The organism is Catellatospora sp. KI3 (genome assembly GCF_029948125.1).
Taxonomy (GTDB): Bacteria; Actinomycetota; Actinomycetes; order Mycobacteriales; family Micromonosporaceae; genus Catellatospora.
On record NZ_JASAMB010000004.1, the window covers coordinates 22,161 to 38,480 of the forward strand.

14 protein-coding genes are annotated in these 16,320 nt (G+C 69.0%); all 14 read right to left on the bottom strand.

Annotated elements, in window-relative coordinates:
• Positions 1-109 precede the first annotated feature (109 nt).
• The 14 genes from QEZ54_RS08575 to QEZ54_RS08640 all read right to left on the bottom strand — a co-directional run bounded on the left by QEZ54_RS08575 (position 110) and on the right by QEZ54_RS08640 (position 16,317).
• A complete protein-coding gene (locus QEZ54_RS08575) occupies positions 110-3,592 on the bottom strand; it encodes an SAV_2336 N-terminal domain-related protein (protein WP_281303962.1) in 3,483 nt (1,160 codons plus the stop codon).
• Positions 3,592-4,512: an AAA family ATPase gene (locus QEZ54_RS08580; RefSeq protein WP_281303963.1), complete on the bottom strand. Its 921-nt coding sequence runs from the start codon at positions 4,510-4,512 to the stop codon at positions 3,592-3,594. The genes QEZ54_RS08575 and QEZ54_RS08580 overlap by 1 nt, the downstream gene beginning before the upstream one ends.
• On the bottom strand, positions 4,509-6,602 hold the full coding sequence (locus QEZ54_RS08585) for a hypothetical protein (RefSeq protein WP_281303964.1): 2,094 nt from the start codon (positions 6,600-6,602) through the stop codon (positions 4,509-4,511). Before QEZ54_RS08585 ends, QEZ54_RS08580 begins: the two co-directional genes overlap by 4 nt.
• Complete coding sequence (locus QEZ54_RS08590; RefSeq protein ID WP_281303965.1) at positions 6,599-7,558, bottom strand: hypothetical protein; 960 nt, start codon at positions 7,556-7,558, stop codon at positions 6,599-6,601. The genes QEZ54_RS08585 and QEZ54_RS08590 overlap by 4 nt, the downstream gene beginning before the upstream one ends.
• Positions 7,559-7,686: 128 nt before the next feature.
• A complete protein-coding gene (locus tag QEZ54_RS08595; protein WP_281303966.1) occupies positions 7,687-8,046 on the bottom strand; it encodes a toll/interleukin-1 receptor domain-containing protein in 360 nt (119 codons plus the stop codon).
• A gap of 515 nt (positions 8,047-8,561) precedes the next feature.
• Positions 8,562-9,311 (bottom strand): hypothetical protein, encoded by a 750-nt coding sequence (locus QEZ54_RS08600; RefSeq protein ID WP_281303967.1) that lies wholly within the window; start codon positions 9,309-9,311, stop codon positions 8,562-8,564.
• A gap of 361 nt (positions 9,312-9,672) precedes the next feature.
• Positions 9,673-10,269, bottom strand: a complete 597-nt coding sequence (locus QEZ54_RS08605) for a hypothetical protein (protein ID WP_281303968.1) — start codon at positions 10,267-10,269, stop codon at positions 9,673-9,675.
• On the bottom strand, positions 10,266-10,520 hold the full coding sequence (locus QEZ54_RS08610; RefSeq protein WP_281303969.1) for a hypothetical protein: 255 nt from the start codon (positions 10,518-10,520) through the stop codon (positions 10,266-10,268). Before QEZ54_RS08610 ends, QEZ54_RS08605 begins: the two co-directional genes overlap by 4 nt.
• Positions 10,517-10,879 (bottom strand): hypothetical protein, encoded by a 363-nt coding sequence (locus QEZ54_RS08615; protein ID WP_281303970.1) that lies wholly within the window; start codon positions 10,877-10,879, stop codon positions 10,517-10,519. Before QEZ54_RS08615 ends, QEZ54_RS08610 begins: the two co-directional genes overlap by 4 nt.
• A gap of 1,315 nt (positions 10,880-12,194) precedes the next feature.
• Complete coding sequence (locus QEZ54_RS08620) at positions 12,195-14,870, bottom strand: hypothetical protein (RefSeq protein WP_281303971.1); 2,676 nt, start codon at positions 14,868-14,870, stop codon at positions 12,195-12,197.
• Entirely contained in the window at positions 14,870-15,298 is a 429-nt protein-coding gene (locus QEZ54_RS08625) for a hypothetical protein (protein WP_281303972.1), read from the bottom strand. Before QEZ54_RS08625 ends, QEZ54_RS08620 begins: the two co-directional genes overlap by 1 nt.
• Positions 15,295-15,747: a TadE/TadG family type IV pilus assembly protein gene (locus tag QEZ54_RS08630; RefSeq protein ID WP_281303973.1), complete on the bottom strand. Its 453-nt coding sequence runs from the start codon at positions 15,745-15,747 to the stop codon at positions 15,295-15,297. Before QEZ54_RS08630 ends, QEZ54_RS08625 begins: the two co-directional genes overlap by 4 nt.
• A gap of 25 nt (positions 15,748-15,772) precedes the next feature.
• Complete coding sequence (locus QEZ54_RS08635; RefSeq protein WP_281303974.1) at positions 15,773-16,144, bottom strand: TadE family protein; 372 nt, start codon at positions 16,142-16,144, stop codon at positions 15,773-15,775.
• Complete coding sequence (locus tag QEZ54_RS08640) at positions 16,144-16,317, bottom strand: hypothetical protein (protein ID WP_281303975.1); 174 nt, start codon at positions 16,315-16,317, stop codon at positions 16,144-16,146. The genes QEZ54_RS08635 and QEZ54_RS08640 overlap by 1 nt, the downstream gene beginning before the upstream one ends.
• Between the last annotated feature and the right edge of the window lie 3 nt (positions 16,318-16,320).

The following is a 16,320-nucleotide window of genomic DNA, read 5'->3' on the forward strand; positions in this document are numbered from 1 at the left end:
TCTGAACCTCACCATCGTCTAGCAGGGCTGCAGTGACCGACACCAGCCGTCGGTAAAGGTGTTCGAGGTGGTCTGCTTGCCCTCGGAGTCGGTCAGGACTGAACGTTGCTCAGAGATCCCCTACGAATCTCGCTATCTTCTGCAGGTCGATGGCCGATTGGTCCACGGGACGCACCATGATATCGAGTTGGCGGCATACCGGTTCACGCCTAGACGCCTCCACGAACGAGCCTATGATCATGTTGATGAAATCGTGCAGGCCGTTGGATTCCACTCTCGCCAGCCCCGATCCGATGACCGGCATCGCGACGACGTCGTTTCTGCCATGGCGGCGAACCGCGCTCCAGAGGTTGTCCAGGCTCATCCGGAGGAACTCATAGTTCGACCTGGCCACCAGGTCGTTGCTCATACGGCTGTAGGCGACGGCGAAGATGGACCGGCCGCCGTGGGCGAGCACCGCAACGGTGCCCAACGGGTAACGATGGAGCTTGCCGTACGGCTTCGCCGACCGTGGCTCCGTGGATACCGGTGATCTGCCCGCGAGCGCGCGTTCGATCGCCCTGTCCAGACTCGCCGGCTGATCCTCGTAGACGCGCCGTAGAAGCTGACCCTGGAGGCTCCTACTGTTGATGATGCGGTCCTGCTCCGTCGAGGTGTCGAAGGTGTCGCTGAATCCGATCACCAGGTGGGTCTGCCGGGCGAAGAGATCGCCTGCGGAGATCCGCACTGACGTGCCGAGTTCGGAGAACGCGTACAGGGTCGACAGCGCCGCGGACAGGCCGGATTGGCTGCTGCCGCGTGCCACCTGCCGCCGTAGCTCGTACAACTGATCCCGGAGCGTCGCCGCTGCCGGTCGGGCATCCGGCGCCAGGGACTGGCCCGACATGAGCAGCGAGACCAGCGCTCGGTGAATGATGGCATCACCGCCGCCGGGATGGCCGGGGCGGCTTCCGGGCGCGTCCACGGTCTTGTCGTCGAGGCTGAGCAGCAGACACGTACACAGTTCGTATACGTCACTGGCCGTGGTGGGCTCTGCGCCGCGCAGAAGCTCCGGGGCCGCGAGCGGGCCCCCCGGCGGGGATTGACCCCAAGACGGCAGGTAGAAGGAGGTGATCACGGGCTCACCGTCCACGAGCACGATGTTCGACGGAGTGATCGATCCGAACCTCATGCCGACGTAGTGGGCATAGCTCAGAGCGTCGGCCAGCTTGGCACCGATGTCGAGTGCCTGTGCCAGCGGCAGCCGCCTGCGCAGCAACGAATCGGCCCCGAGATACGGCTGGTGGAGGAATGACCGGCCGGCATGGGCCCCCCAGCTGAGCACGTCGGCGATGTGGGGATGGGCGGCCGTTTCCCGGAGCAGCTCGACTTCTGCCTCGAACTGACGCTGCCCTGTTCCCGTGTTCGGCGGCATGGGTGCGCTGTACGCGACGACCGTCACCTGGTGTCTTTCGTCGTACGCCAGCTGTACCGACACGGTCTGGGCGGGGTGGTCGGTCAGCTCGAGCAGAGGGGTGAGAGCCGGGGATCCGTAGGGCGGCGCCTCGACCGTCAGCGCGATCTGCGCAGTACGAAGCCTGGGCCGCTTCCTCAGGGCGAATACCATGGTCAGCATCGGGTGGTCGTCACATGCCGTCACCACGTCGTCGACGCTCAACGACGTCTGCTCATCGATTCCGTCGACGACCACAAACCGAAGGCGGTCCGACCGGACTGCCTCCGCCCGGGGCAGCGCGCTCCGCAATGCGCGTAGATCCTGCTCCAGGAAGCGTCCGCGCAGCCGGTAGACCTCCGCACCTCTGACCTCACGGATCCGACGTGCGAACTCTTCCAAGATGGTGGTCTTACCCGTGCCGGCCTCTCCCACCACGACGAGGACATTCGGCCGCGGCCTGACCGGCGAGTCGTCCAACGCCGCCTGGAGCAGCTGCTCGACAGCGAGGAGCTGCTGGACAGCGAGGAGCCGCTGCCCGGCCGAGGGATGCCCGTCCCACTGCGGCACGACCGATGGATCATGGGGTTCACGCGGCGCGGGTTCCGGCGGCGAGGATTGCGGCGCGGTCACGCCGAGCAGATCCAGCACGGTTCGGCTAGCTCTGGCGAACGGTCGCAGGCTGGCCGGGATCTCGGCGTCGCCGGCGGGATCGTAGACGGCCGCGATGAACTGCCCCGGCAGTCCCATGGTCTCGGTGAGGTGCTTCGACAGCGCTTCCTGCGTCCGCCAGACGTCCTCCTCGGTCAGCCGAGCCTGCAAGTGCGCACTGACTCCCGGTTGGAAACGCAGTTCCACCTGGCCCTGAGCATCCCGCGTGGCGGAGAACAATCCGCCCACCATCAGTTCGGCCATGTCGCCCGTGGTGGCTTGGGGCAGCAGTTCCTGCCGCAGCAGGTGCAGCAGGGGAATGGTGATCTGCTCGTACGGCGACGCCAGCACGGCGAGCCGGTCCGCCAGCGGGGACGCCAGATAGCGGAACGCCTCGACGATGTCCGCCGGCGACCGGTGGTCCGGCTCGTCGTTGGCCCCGTCGTCCCAGGCCGCTCCGTTGACGGGATCCGGCCAGGCGGCACCTGCGGCCGGGTCTGCGGCGATGAGCACGCTGTCGCAGCCGTCCCGGTCACCGCGCATCAGTGTCCTGGCCCACCGGTCCAACGAGTGCGGGGTAAGCGAGGCCACAGGCACCGACAGCCACCGCTGCCCTGGCGAGCGGCGCAGCTCAGGGGGCAGCTCTATGGTCAGGTTCCGGTTCAGGCTGCCGGTCTGCGGCGCGGTCGTCCTGGTGATCGGCTGGTCCAGGCCGGTGTGCCGCCACAGCGCCGCCGACAGCGGGTTGATCAGGACCGTCGGGCCGGAGGCGGTCAGCTCTCGCACCAGGTTCCAGGGCTTATCCGTGTACCAGCCCAGGCTGGAGAAGTCTGACACCACGCAGAGGATGAGACGCCGGTCAGACGACCGCAACCGCGGATGTCCCGCCTTCTGCCGGTGGTCGAGCAGGGCGGTCTCACCGCCGTCGGCCACATGCATCTTCCACGTTCGTACGGAGCGGAACACGCCCAGCTGGCTCAGGATGTCGTTCAGTTCGGCGATGGTGTCCTGCCAGACGGCCATGCTGATGCCCTGGTCCACCACGAGCGCGACCTCGTACCAGCGCTCCGGGGCACGGCGCAGCACCGGGATGATGAGCCGGGACCTGCCGTATGCCTGGACCGTGGCCGCCAGGTCCAGCTCGTACGTGTGCCCGTGCGGCCACTGCCGCTTGAACGGGCGCATGGCACGGGCGATCTCGAGCTTGCGGGCGAGGCTTCTGCCCCGATGCACCCGGACATGCCGTCCAGCGGTCGAGGCACCCGGCTGGGAGACCAGATCGACGACCTCGGCCTCCTCGCCCTGCCGAGCCGCTGCGCCACCGCCGCCGACCGTCGACCGGGACGCGGAGTCACCGCCGTCGGTCGAGGACGGGACGGGAGCGGAGCCTGCGGCGCCTGTCCGGGCCTGCTGCCCGACGAGCGCCGCGAACCAGACCGCTTCGGCGATGCCGACGGCGTCGATGTCAGGAAGCTGCTCGAGCAACCGTTTCTCCACCTCGTACACCATCAGCCGCCCGATAGGTCGTGCATCACTATCGAGGTGAGGAACTCGCTGCGTTCCGCGCCCGTCGGCGCGTGGCTGCCGGACAGCAGATGGACGGCGTTGAGCAATTGGTCGACGGCGACCTGCTCGCCGTTGTTGAGGCGAAGCAGGTAGGCCTGGATGAGTTGTTGCACGATGGCCTCATCGGCACCTGCCAGGTGGGCGCTCACCACCCGGCTGAGGATCTCCGGCGTCGGCCTCGGCATCGTGTACCGGATGCATCGGCGCAGGAAGGGTGCGGGAAAGTCACGTTCGCCGTTACTCGTCATGACGATGAAGGGGAACTCGGTGCACCTGACGCGCCCGTCGACGATCTCCGCGGCTTTTCGGCTGTCCCACCGTCTGATCGCCACCGACCGCCGGTCGTTCAACCGCGCGAGCTCGGGGATCTCGAACTCGCCGCGTTCCAGCACGTCGAGCAGGTCACTGGCGAGGTCGAGGTCGCTCTTATCGATCTCGTCGATGAGCAGGGCCTGGGACGGTCCCGGCAGCAGAGCCGTGCCCAGCGGGCCCAGCTGCATGAAGACGCCGATGTCATCGTCCTGATGCAGTTGCTGGGCATGGATGCGACCAAGCGGATCGTATCGGTAGAGCGCGTCGCTCAGCGTGCTGCGGGAGGTGATGTGCCAGCGCAGCACCGGTCCGAGTCCGAGTTCGTCGGAGACCGCCTCGATCACCGTCGACTTGCCCGAACCTGGCGCTCCGGTCAGCAGCAGCGGGCGGCGCAGCAGCAGCGCGGCGTTCACGGCGTCCGTCAGCCCCTCGGTCGGCTGGAAGGCCGACGCGAGCGAGGGACGGGGAAAGGTACGCCATGGCGGCGGTGGCGGCAGTGCCACCTGCCGGCGCACACCGTCACCCACGAAGGGAGCTGCCGTCCAGGTCATGCCGCGCTCCTTAAACCGATTCTGGTGTCCAGGCTCCGGCAGAACCCCAGCCATGCGCGGTCATCCCAGACCGTCCGCAGATCGGCTATCGGGTCCTGCTCCGGCAGGCGCCACCGCCGCCGGATCGCTTGCAGGAACTCGTCGGGCAGTTGACCCCACCGTGCCGTCACGATCGCCTCCATCTGGACCGCGTCAGGCTCGGTGCCCGGGTCCGGCCAGATGACGACAGGCGCGTAGGACAGCAGCAGGTCCATGAGCGCCAGGTTCATGCCGGGGTGCTGGTGCAGCCCGAAGGTCGTGGCGGAGGAGTCGTCGGCGAGCCTCTGCTGCAGCCCCGCTCCGTCTGCTGCCGCAGCAGGGGTGAGCCAGCTGATCGTGCATGCGCCGTCCTGAGCGTCCATGAGGTCCAGCCGCCTGGATTTGTGCCGCCACAGCCGCTGCGATCCGGTGCCGCGGCGGCCCGGGCCGAGCAGGTTGCTCCAGCGCGTCCCCACGCGGTAAACCGAGCCCAGGCGGCTCTGGTACAGCACGCCCGTCTCCGAGAGGCCGGGACCCGACGCGTACATAGCTTCGGGTCGCCAGTTCAGCAGCAGCCAGGTGGGCATGGCGATGTCGATCTCGCTGACGCCGGTGTCCATGGCCTCCGGCAGGTCATCTGCCCAGTCGACAGCCATGTTGACCAGCGCTTCGGTGCTCGCCTGATCCGGCTTGCCGTCGTGGGTGAAGCGTTCGTGGCGTATCAGGACCCCGTCGCGCAGCAGCCACACATCTGCTGCGACCGGCCACTGGCTCGTGGTCCGCGCCGTGTGCAGGTCGATGATGAGCCGCAGGGCGGGATCCGCCGCATAGCGCAGGAGTGTCTGCGCCGCGTTCCTGGCGTGAACGCCGGCGTCGAGGGAACTTGCCCAGCGCAGAAGGTCGGGGTGGTCGAGCGCCAGTTCGCCCAGCCGTGCCACAGCCGCGACGAAACGGGTCAGGCCCACCTGGTAGGGCTCTTCCTTCGTCGTGTCCTTCAGCGCCAGGAACTCGACGAAGTCCGTTTCGGTGTACAGGGTGGGGCCGTCAGGCATCTGGCGCAGGCGGCCGGGCCACGTCGCGACCGTCGTGAAGGCCTTGCGCAGCGTCGAGGTGGTGAGCAGTTGCGGGCACCATGAGCGTAGAAAGGCGCCCGTCAGCCGGGCAGCCTCCAGCTTGGCCAGCGTGTCCGACACCCGCTGCACGGCAGACGTCTGCAGCCGGCGTTGCAGCCTGGCCTGCAGTTGCGACAGTGTGGGCGCCCCCGCGAGTTCACCGTCTTCATCAGCACCAGCGATCACGTCACGGAGATAGCCGCGGCCGAAAGACCCCCATGCGCCTAGCCCATCCGGCGCCTGCCCGCTCAGCGGGTTGCGGCTCAGCCAGCGGGCCCCCTCAGCATCTCCCCCGGCGTCGACGGTAACGGCGGTGAGATTCTGGTCGGGTATGAGCTGCCTCAAGTGGGTCAGGGAATCGGCCATGGTCAGCTTGTCGCCGAAATCAGCGGACCCGGTGCTCAGCAGGTCCGCGAGCCCGCGGGAGACTCGCAGGTCGATGGCGTACTCCCCTCGACCTGCCGCAAGGAGCATCACGAGACCGAGCTGGCCTCCGGCCGTGCTGGCGAGCAGGTCGGCCACCGCAGGCGCACCTGCGGCGGCCATGCAGGTGTCCACGATGACGATGACGCCGTTGATGCGCGAATCACCGGCGGCTGCCGCGACGATGCTCCCCACATCGACGGCTTTCGCGGCGGCCTCCGGAGTCGAGTCCATTGCCAGAAAGTGCAGGCGGTTGGACTCCCCCGGTGCGAACCCATGGCCGAGTAGGCACAGGACGAGCGTCGCGCGCTGCTGCGCGGCGTGCTCGATGGCGCCGTGGAGGGCGCCGATGGTGTCCTGGAAGCCCGCGTCACGCAGCACGGCGCTGCCGTCGCGGAATCCGCCGACGCAACCTCCGGCCAGCGGGTCGAGGAACGCCTTCTCCAAGCCGTCCGCTGCCTCGCCCAACCGGACGAGGACGGTTTCCTCGGCGGCGCATTGCGATGCGACGATGATGAGATGCCGGCGAGCGCTCATGCGTCTGCCGAACCGGCCAGCAGCGCCACGGCCTCCGCCAGTGGCCCGGCCACACCAGGCGTGCTCAGATAGGTGGTCGCAGGATGCACCCACAGTCCGGTGGAGTCGACGCGGTCGGTGAGCGCCACCACGCCGGCCGTGTTGGGGGCGATCTTCCCATCCCAACCAGAACGGGCCACGATCACATCGTCGTGGTCCCAGAAGTTCAGCCACCGGCCGACCGTTTCGGGGGTCCGCGGGGGTTGCGGCCGAAGCCTCGGCCAGACGACGGTCCTCATTCCGATAGGCGATCCCATGGTCATGAAGAGCGGAACGGGCGTCGTGAGTTCATGGAGTGTCTCCAGCCCCACGACACTGCCCAGTGAATGGGCGACCACTATCGCTGGCTCATCGCCGATCGCAGCCCGCACCCGATCGCGGATCCGCGCGTCCAGGGTCGTGCCGGTGTTGTCGGCTTCACCGCGCGAGAGGTAGCGCACGACCTGCGCGAAATGCCCCCGCATGACCTTTGCGCTGATCCAGTTCGCGACAGGGTGGGGCAACACCGAGCCAAGTGTCGTCAGCACGCCGAGCAGTCTCCGGGCCGGTCCGAGCGCACCCTGCTTCTGGCCCGGTGGCATGAGCTGGGTCCGGGCGCTGCGCAGTTTCACACGTACGTCATCGGGTGGGCCGTCGTCGAGGCGCAGGTCGATCTCCTCGACCAGCAGTGCAATCAGCGCCTCGGCGTCCTCGTCGGACAGCTCGGGCTCGCCGGCACCCTGGGCCTGCGACGGCCGGAACAGGTCCGCATAGTTCGCGAAGGCAATCTCCACGCGGCCGCCGCAGGTGGGATCGTCGGCCACCTTCTGATGCCCTGCACGAATCGCGCCGCGACGAAAGGCGCCGATCCAGGAAGTAACGTGTTCACGGCTGTCGCGGCTGCCGCCGATTCCGTGGATGAACACCAGCTTCGGCACTCTATGGCTCCCGGCGACGTCGATTTCTCCCAGAGAAGAATCTTTTCGGCTGCCGAGCGCTGTTGCAAGTACCGTTCACCTGTCGCGTTTCCGACGGACGTGGCGTCGGACCGAAGCGGCCGTCCCTCTCAGCTCACGCAGAGGAGTTTCACTCGCCTGATAAGGCCGTCACTCGGCAGTGTGCCGCCTCGAACGTCCTCAGCCGGCTCGAGCAGGAATGGATCACCGGAGAGCAGGATCGGGATCAGTGGTTTGCCGGTTCGCCGAGCCTCATCCACTTCCTGCCGAACGCCGGCGGCACACCGGGAGTGCTCGGTCATCAACACCATGACCGCTGCGGCGCACTCCAGGTTCACCGACACGTCGTCCCACCATCCCCGCGCGTGACGGGTCGGACCGGCGATCCAGGTGCGCACGCCCGCGGACTCCAGCTGATCGGCCAGAGCACGCGCGTAGACGTGGTCCCAGCGGCTGTGGCTCAGGAACACCGACCTAGGCTGAATGATCTCATCGAGAGCCGAAACTCCCACCGGCACTATTGTCATAACCATCGGTTCCTGCAGCTTCGGGTCGACGGGATGCGATCAAGCGGTATCAGCTTAGCGGCGAGTAGCCGGAAGCGGGATGACCGTCACACAGTAGAGGATTTCCGCGCCCGATGCGGCGATTCCGGAGATCGGCTACACGGCTGCCGAATACCGATGCCGGAAGAACGCGAGGATCATGCCGGGACTCACGCCGGACGTTCCGGCGTTGTGCCATGGACGGCGCTGCCGGCCCCCTGAGCAGGTATCTCCGCCGAGCCGGATCGGGCCTGCCCGCCAAAAGGGGTCGGGGCGGGCAGGCCGTGGCCGAGGACGGTTACCTGACCGATGCCGGCTCAACGAAGTTGCGGGGGTCGAGATGGCCGCGAGTGAACGCGGTTCGGGAGGCGATTGGATCGGTTAGGTACGCCGGTCAAGTGGCCATCGACGGCTCGAGCACGGCACGGCAGGCGACGAGCTCAGCGGCGAGCGCGGCGGCCCGGACGGCGCCAGTGTCCGGAGACCCCGGTGAGCCAGGCGGCGGCGATCGCGTCGTACATACGCCGCAGCAGCTCGTGCACCACGCGTAGATCACGGTAGAACCGCGGATCGGCGGCGGTCGCCCACCCGTCGTGCAGCCGGAACCGGGCCGCAGCCGGGTGGGCGGAGGTGGGCGGGACGTGTCGCATCACCGCCAACCTGCTCGGCTCGACGCAGTCGGCGATCAGCGGCGCCGCGAGCACCGCCACCTCCTCGACAATGCGGCGGCGCCGGTACGGGTCGCAGTGCCTCAGCGTCGTGGCCTGCGCGGCGATGACAGCCCTCTCCTGCGGGGTGCGCCCGACCAGATGTGCGTGGAACCTCTTGCGAGACTGGATCGAGGCACGGTCGCCGGTGGCGGGGTCGTAGCTCCAGGAGATGACAGGAGCCAACTCCGCGTCGGCGCAGTGATCGACGAACGTGCCGAACAGCCGTGCCAGCACGGTGTCGTATGCGGCGGAGTGGTCGTGCAGGCCGGAACGGACCCGCTTGCCCGCCGAGATGACCATGACCTCGTGCAGCGCGTGCGGGAATGCTTTGTCGACCACCGCATGTCCCTCGTCCTCGCCCAGCCCGGCAGAGCAGAGCAGCCGGCCGTGTGCGCGCAGCTGCTCAACGGTGCGTAGATTGTCGTGACCCGCACCGCTCCAGTCCTGGGCGAACGCCGGCGCGGGCAGTCCATCCAGCACCGCGACGCCATCGCGGGAACGGCACAGGTGCGGCGGCAAGAGACCTATGCCGCAAGCATTGCACGCCTGGCCGTCCTGTGACGCATCGAGTCCGCGGAACTACCCGCGCCTATCACTGGACATCGACAGCCATGATGCGCTGAGGGATGTCGATACCCATCTGTGAGGCGCTATGACGCATCGTATGTCCGACCTCGGCGCAGGCGTTATGGGCACCGGAACCGCCACACTCGCGGTGGGCAACGAACTCGCGGTGACCCTGATCGACCTCTCAGGGCCGCATGACTGCCTTTCGGTGACTGCTGCGGTTCGCCGCCGTCGCGCTTCGGAAAGCATTTGTCTGTGCGGCGGCGAACCATACCTACATCTCTGCTGCACCTGTGGCGCAGTGACGGTTCGCGCATCCCACGCGTCCGCAGGGTCTGCCCCGCTCGTGCAGTGCGGCATCAGACAGCAGCGCCCGTATCTCCTCCCTGGCCCAGGCTGGCGGGACGGTAACAGCCTGAAGGTCGAGTGGCGGCCCTGACCTTGTCCGTCGCGAAGGCGGGCTGGCTTGTACGGCCCGGTCGGTGCGAGCCCTTTCCAGTGCGCGTTGGTGGACCTCGTCGGTGTCGGGAGCGGCTTGACGAGAAACGCTCGCGGCTTGGGCGATCTGGCGTACGGCGGCACGCAGTCGCGGGTCGCTAATGGTGTTCGGTTCGAGGCGCTGCGCGGCCCGCGGGATCATGCGTTGTCGGCGCTCGTGTTCGGCGCGGACGAGCCGGACGGTTTCGACAAGGTCTACCGGCCACATCCGCTGGCGGCTGTTGGCGTAGAACCGCGACACAGCCTCCATGGCAAGGTCGAACTCGAGGTGGCCGACGGCTTCGTGCCAGGCAACGACGTCGGTCTCGCCGATCGTGCGGGAGTCGAACGCGGCGCATTTGGCCAGCACAAGCCCCATCTCGCTGGGCTTCACGGGACGTCCTTTCCCTCTGGCGGCTGGTCTGCCGGCGGCTGCGATCGGAGCATGGTGATGGTCTCGGTGAGGTCGACCGGCCACATCCGATTGCGGTGGTGGGCGTAGAAGTGCGCCACGGCCTGGATCGCGTGGTCGACGTCGAGGTGGCCGGCGACCTCGTGCCATGCGGTGACCTGGTCGGCGGTGACGACCCGCTGGTCGAACGAGGCGCATCTGGCCAGCACCCGGGCCATGTCGGCGTGTTTCATTCGAGTTCTCCTCGGGCTTGTTGGGCTTCTCGTTCGGCGAACATCGCGGCGACGGCCAGGCCTGCGCGGACTTTCTGGTCGGCGGTCGACAAGGCCGGTGTTCTGTCGGCTGGGGTGAGTTCGTCGAGCCAGCGTTCGGCGCGCAGCCAGGTGCCGGGATGCGCGGTGTACTGGTCGCCGCCGCGGCGGCGTGCGCCGTCGTCGCGGTAGCGCTCGGCACCGGCGATGATCGCGTCGAAGTCGGCGTCCTCGGCTTTGGCGATCTTGTCCCATGCTCTGCGGGCATCAGCCTTGCCGACACGCTTGGGATAGGCAGCCCAGAAGCGGTCGAAAGCGGCTCCGACGTCGGCCGCAGCCACGGCCAGCCGTGGCGCGGAGGAACGCGCCGATCGGCCGGCTTCAGCGGCACCCACAGGACTGGCAGGGCGTTCAGGAACATCGACCGCGCTGGTCGGCAGCGGCGGCGCCTCGGCGGTGACCGAGGGTGTGTTACCTGATCCCTGATCCCTGGTCCTTCTTCCCTGTTCCCTGCTCCCTGTTCCAGTCGCTGGGGTGTCGCCGCATCCTCGCGAGACCGCAGCGAGGCTGTTGGCGCACCTGCCGATTCCGAGATAGTTTGCACAGGCCACAGAGCGGTGCAGGGGTTTACGTGATGTTTCTGGACCGGTCGCCGGGCCTCGGGACATCCCACCCGTTCGCGTGACGATGGCGGGGCGATCACGCGCGTGATGTGGCGGCGGACCACTGCGGTGGTGCGGGTGGTGCGCTGGTGTGCGGCACGGCTCGCGTAGATGTCGCGAGGGTGTGGGGCGGGCTGTGGCTGAGGCCATGCCTGCAGGTCGAGTTCCCTGGCGTGCGCGGCGTCGAGCCTGACTGCGCCGTCGGCGTCGGGTTGCGGGTAGCGGGGTTTGCTGGGCCGGTCGATGCGCTGGTGTTCGTCCCAGTTGGTGACCTTGAGGTAGCGCTTGCCGTCGACGACGTAGCGGATGATCAGGCCATGTTCTGCAAGGCTCGCGAGGTCCTCGCGAGTGCTGTCGCGGGCTTCGCGTGGGTCGGGTTCCAGGGGGTAGATCTCGCTGGTGATGAGGCAGTGGTTGTCGCGGCCGACGCCGTTGTCGTCGACGTAGGTCCACGTGCCCGCGAAGGTCATCCGGGCCCGGATCGGAACCCTGGCGAGGGTTTCGCTGGTCCAGAACTCCGGTTTGATGGTCCTGATCCTCATCGGATGCCTCCTTGGATACTCGTGCCTTCCGGCCGGAGAGGAAACGGAACTCCTGCGGAGCAGGGCAGGAGAAGCCGGTTCGCCCTCAGGGCGGATACGGCATCCGCCGGTGCCGCGGAAGCGAACGGGTGGTCTAATTTGTTGCGGCCTGGCCGGCGAGAACCAAGCCGGTCGGGCCTACCGCCGGGCTGGCGGGAAGTCAGGTCTGTGGAGCCTGTGTAAGACCGATGGGCGGTACACCGCTCCTTGCTGGTAACCCAGGTCGGCAACGGACTGGTAAGCAGAAAGCTCAACCCGTGAGCGTCGAATCCCCCTGCTTCGGCTGGGGGAGATGTCAAGCTGGGCTCCTTGCGTGTTCAGTTGTCGCCGCTGAGCCAGCGCGCGGACCGTGCCTTGGTCGGGGCGCCGGCGGCTGGTGGGCGGGGCATCGTGCTGCGGTCCACCTGGTGTGGTCAGAGGCGATTGTTGCCGGGTTCGGTGGTCAGGTCGGTCAGCAGTTGCTGGGCCAGCCGGGCGGTGTCGTCGGACAGTTCGAGGCCTGCCTGGTGCAGGTCGCGGGTGAGGACGGCCAGGCGGTGGCTGACGGCGCCGGCGTCGCTGTGAGCGGCTGCGGCGCGCATGGCCCGGCAGGCCAGCTCCTCCGACAGCGGGTCGACGGCACAGGCGGCGTTCAGCAGCGAGCGGGCCTGGTGCGGGTCGGACTCGGCGTACATGGCCGCGGTCTGGGCGTAGATGGTAAGGGCGGCTCGGCGGACGCGTTCCTCGTCGAGGGTGCTCCACTCGTACAGGCAGCCCTGGGCGAGGGGTCCGGTGATCTCGGCGAGGGCGGCGTGCAGGTGCTTGAGGCGGTGCTGGTCATCGGGTGCGGCGGCGATCTGGGCGTACTCGTCGGCGATGGTCCACCAGTCGGCGTCGACGAGGTCGGCGTTGAGTCGGTAGTGGCCGCCGGAGTTGGTGACAGGCTCGATCCGGCCGCCGTCGACTGATGGACCGGCGACAGTGCGGATGACCTTGCGGAGGTTCGCGACGTCGGTGGACAGGCGTTCGCCGGCACGGGTGACGGTCGCGTCGGGGTAGATCGCCTCCATGATGTCGTCGATGGCGGCGCCGTCGCGGTGCATGACGAGGTAGACCATCAGTTCCCGGGCCGCGGTCCGCAGTCGCGGTGCGGGCCGACCGGCGTGGTCCAGAACGGCGGGCACGCCGAGGACTTTGATCCGCACCGGCGGCCGCTGACCGCATTCCTCACGCTGCGGCCGAACAGCGGGGCGCGGTGGGACGGCAGTCTGAGGCTGCGCCGGGGCCAGCGGCGCCGGGGCGGGAGCGTCGCCGTGGGCTTCGCGCAGGATCTCGAGGGCTTGGGCGGCTGTGCCGGTGTCCAGCACCGCCAGGCGGCGGCCGGTGGCGTCGGTGGTGCCATCAGCGGCGACTTCCAGGGTCGTGCCGCGCGGCCACTCGCCGATGATGACGGTGCCGATGCCGACCGACTCCCCCAACGCGACCGCGGTCGCCAGCCGGGTGTGCCAGCGCGGGTCGGGGGTGCCTGCGATCAGCAGCAGTTGCGGCAGCGGCTCGGCGTAGGCACGCGGGTTGTGCAGGTCGGCGGCCTCGGTGGTCTGCGCGTCGGCGATGATGCGGGAGCGGTGGATGATCTCTTCTTCGAGGTGGGCGACGGCTTCGCCGATGGTGTCGGTGATGTGCAGACGCCGGATCGGAGTCACTGTGCGGGCTGCCCCGCCGAGCAGCATCTGCAGGGTATCGGTGGGCATGACCGCCTGGCCCTGGGCGTCAGGGTCGTCGCGGTGCCCCGAGGAAAGCGTGGCGACGAGCATGCCGCGGGCGGCGTCCAGGGCGCCGGGACCGACCAACCCGAGTCCGGCGGCCAGCGGCAGGGCCCCGGCCCCGGCCAGTTCAGCTCCGGTCGGGCCGCCGGCCGCGATGCTGTCGGGGGTGCTGTCGTCGGCGGATCTGGTGGTGGTAGTGCGGCGTCGCAGGGCGTGCCGGATCCAGCCGACGACCGTCGGCAGTGTGGGCGGGTCAGGTGCGTCGGTCAGTTCGGCGGTGACCGTCTGGGGGACGTAGTTGGCCCGTCGGCGCCGCAGCACCAGGGCCGCGGCTGCGGCGAGCGCTGCGGCGAGCCCGACGGGCGTCCATCCGCCAGGCAGCTGCACGCCGTCACCGACCTGGTTTGCCGCTGGCTTGATGTCAGTGACGTCCCGTGCGTGGTGCTCGGTGACGGATGCGTCTTGCTGCGGGGCGGCGGCGGAGACCGGGCTTGGGGGCGCCTGGGGCGGGGCGATCGCGGGCGGGGCCTGATCGAGGTCGGCTGCCGGGCTGGGTGCTGGGGTGGTCGCCGCGGGTGTGGCCGGCGAGGGCCTTGTCGCTGCCGGTGGGGTCGCGGTGGCCGGTGGCGTGGCGTCGTCGGGCAGCCGCAGGTCCCACTTGGGGTAGATGAGGTCGCAGTCGCGCAGTGTGCCGCCGACCTTCGGGTAGTGGCGGTGGAGGTTGAGTTTGCAGATTTCGGGCCAGCGTCTGGAGTCGCCGAGCCACTGCTTGGCGATCTTGGACATGGTGTCGGTGGGACGGACGATGGCGTGGTAGCGCTGTCCGCGTACGACGTACCGGATCTCGGTGTTGTTGCCGCTGGCCGCGACCGTTCCCGGCGTCGGCGCGGGCGCTGTCCGCAGTGCGGCCGGTGGCTGGTCTGTGGGCGGCGCTGCGATGGCGTGCGTGGTGGCCGCGGTCGGCGGGGCCGTCGTGGCGGGTGCGGCCAGAGCCTGCGCGGGGGCGGCTAGGACGCCGGCGATGAGTAGCGCGGCCAGTGCACGCAGCGGGCCCCGGTTGGTGTTGGCGCCGGGCCGGGGGCTGCGGTCGCGGCGGTGCAGCGCGGTGATGACATGGGCGGTGAACTGCGCCCAGATGATCCATCCGGCGATCGCGGCAGCATCTGCGTAGACAGTGTCGGGCAGTGGGTCGGTGAGCCATTGTCCGGCCTCGGAGCCGGTCGGGATGTGGTCGGGTAGCGGCCACCCGGCGGTGACGATCAGCAGCCATGGGACGCCGGCCAGCAGTGTGAGCAGGGTCAGGAGGCTGGCCGTGCGGACTGCCAGGCGTGGGACGGTGGTCATCATGGGCCTCCTGCCGGGTCGGCGGTGAACGGTTGGGCGGCGGCGGTCGCGGTGACGGTGATTTCGCCGCCGATGCCGAAGATCGCCAGCAGCGGCACCGGTTGGCGGCTGGTGGCGGTGACCGTGAGCCGGTTGGCGGTGACGGTCGCGGTCCCGGTCGCGCCTGCGGCGGCGAGATGCGCTTGTGCTGCGGCGGTGGCTGGTCCGGGTTGCAGGACCAGGTCGCCGCTGGTGCGGTAGGCGGTGAGGTCGATGTGCTGGACGCCGGCGCGGGCGGCTTCGGCGGCGAGGTTGGCTGCGCGGCTGCGGGCGACCTGGACCTGCGCGAGCGCGACGATGGTGAGGGCGAGGGCGACGGCCAGGACGCTCATGGCGGCGGTCCATGCCGACACCGCGCCGCGGTCGCGGCGGCTGAGGTGGTTGGTCATGGGTTGGGCTCCTGTCGCCAGAGGTCGATGGGGCTGGTCGCGGTCTGGGTGGTGGTGATCTGGCCGGGCAGGTTGATGCCGGTCAGGTGGTGCAGGTCGGCGGTGCAGGTCACGGTCACGGTGACCGCGCCGCCGCGGGCGAAGCGGCTGGCGTCGACGGCGACGGTGACGCCCTGACACAGCCCCGCCAGCGAGGTGGTGGCGCTGTCGCGGGCAGCGGTGTCGGCCAGCGCCGGGGTGCGTTGCGCGGCAGCGGCGCGGGCGGCGGCCGACGCGGCGGAGGTGACGTCGATGTGCGCGGCGCCCGCGCGCAGGCATACCAGGATCAGCAGCACTCCGGTGAGCAGGATCGGCACCGCGAGGGCGAGCTCGACGGCAGTCGAGCCGCGGTCGTCAGCGTGCTGCCGACGGTGTCGCGCACGTGGCAGCGGATGCTCGCAGTTCGGCATGGGTCACCTCCTTTCGGTTCGGTGGTCAGGGCTGGGTGGTCCAGTGTTCGGTCGGGCCGGTCGCGGTGTGGGCGACCGGAAGATCGCCCAGCGGGGTCGGGATGGTCGCGGTCACCGTCGCCGTGGTGTTCTGCGGGTCTTTGGTGACGGTGACGTGGATGCCGGTGGCGGCGCCGCCGAGGTCGTCCATCTGCTGCCATGCGTTGGCTTGTGCGGTGCCGGGGTCGCCGCCGATGACGCGGGCGGTGTTGACGGCGGTCTGCGCGGCGGCGCGGGCGGCGTAGGAGGCCTGGGCGAAGGCGAAGCCGTAGCCGACCGCGGCGAGCAGCAGGACGAGGATCGGGGCGCCGATCGCCCATTCGACTGCTGCGGCACCGCGGTCGGTTCGGCGGCGCATCAGAAGCCCCAGCTGTTGAGGACCGCCTCGACCCTGGTCCGGTAGGCGATCATCACGATGAGGACGAGGGCGGCGGCCAGGCCGATGGCGATGGCGTACTCGGTGCTGAACGCACCCCGGTCGCTGGAAAGCAGGCGCCGGAGGCTGGTGAGACGGGAACGGATGGACTTCATCGT

What these genes read in the sequence shown, in the direction of transcription:
- QEZ54_RS08580 (WP_281303963.1), bottom strand. Translation starts at nt 4,512, where the DNA reads ATGACCTGGACGGCAGCTCCCTTCGTGGGTGACGGTGTGCGCCGGCAG.
- QEZ54_RS08630 (WP_281303973.1), bottom strand. Translation starts at nt 15,747, where the DNA reads ATGCCGAACTGCGAGCATCCGCTGCCACGTGCGCGACACCGTCGGCAG.
- QEZ54_RS08585 (WP_281303964.1), bottom strand. Translation starts at nt 6,602, where the DNA reads ATGAGCGCTCGCCGGCATCTCATCATCGTCGCATCGCAATGCGCCGCC.
- QEZ54_RS08625 (WP_281303972.1), bottom strand. Translation starts at nt 15,298, where the DNA reads ATGACCAACCACCTCAGCCGCCGCGACCGCGGCGCGGTGTCGGCATGG.
- QEZ54_RS08640 (WP_281303975.1), bottom strand. Translation starts at nt 16,317, where the DNA reads ATGAAGTCCATCCGTTCCCGTCTCACCAGCCTCCGGCGCCTGCTTTCC.
- QEZ54_RS08575 (WP_281303962.1), bottom strand. Translation starts at nt 3,592, where the DNA reads ATGGTGTACGAGGTGGAGAAACGGTTGCTCGAGCAGCTTCCTGACATC.
- QEZ54_RS08620 (WP_281303971.1), bottom strand. Translation starts at nt 14,870, where the DNA reads ATGACCACCGTCCCACGCCTGGCAGTCCGCACGGCCAGCCTCCTGACC.
- QEZ54_RS08610 (WP_281303969.1), bottom strand. Translation starts at nt 10,520, where the DNA reads ATGAAACACGCCGACATGGCCCGGGTGCTGGCCAGATGCGCCTCGTTC.
- QEZ54_RS08635 (WP_281303974.1), bottom strand. Translation starts at nt 16,144, where the DNA reads ATGCGCCGCCGAACCGACCGCGGTGCCGCAGCAGTCGAATGGGCGATC.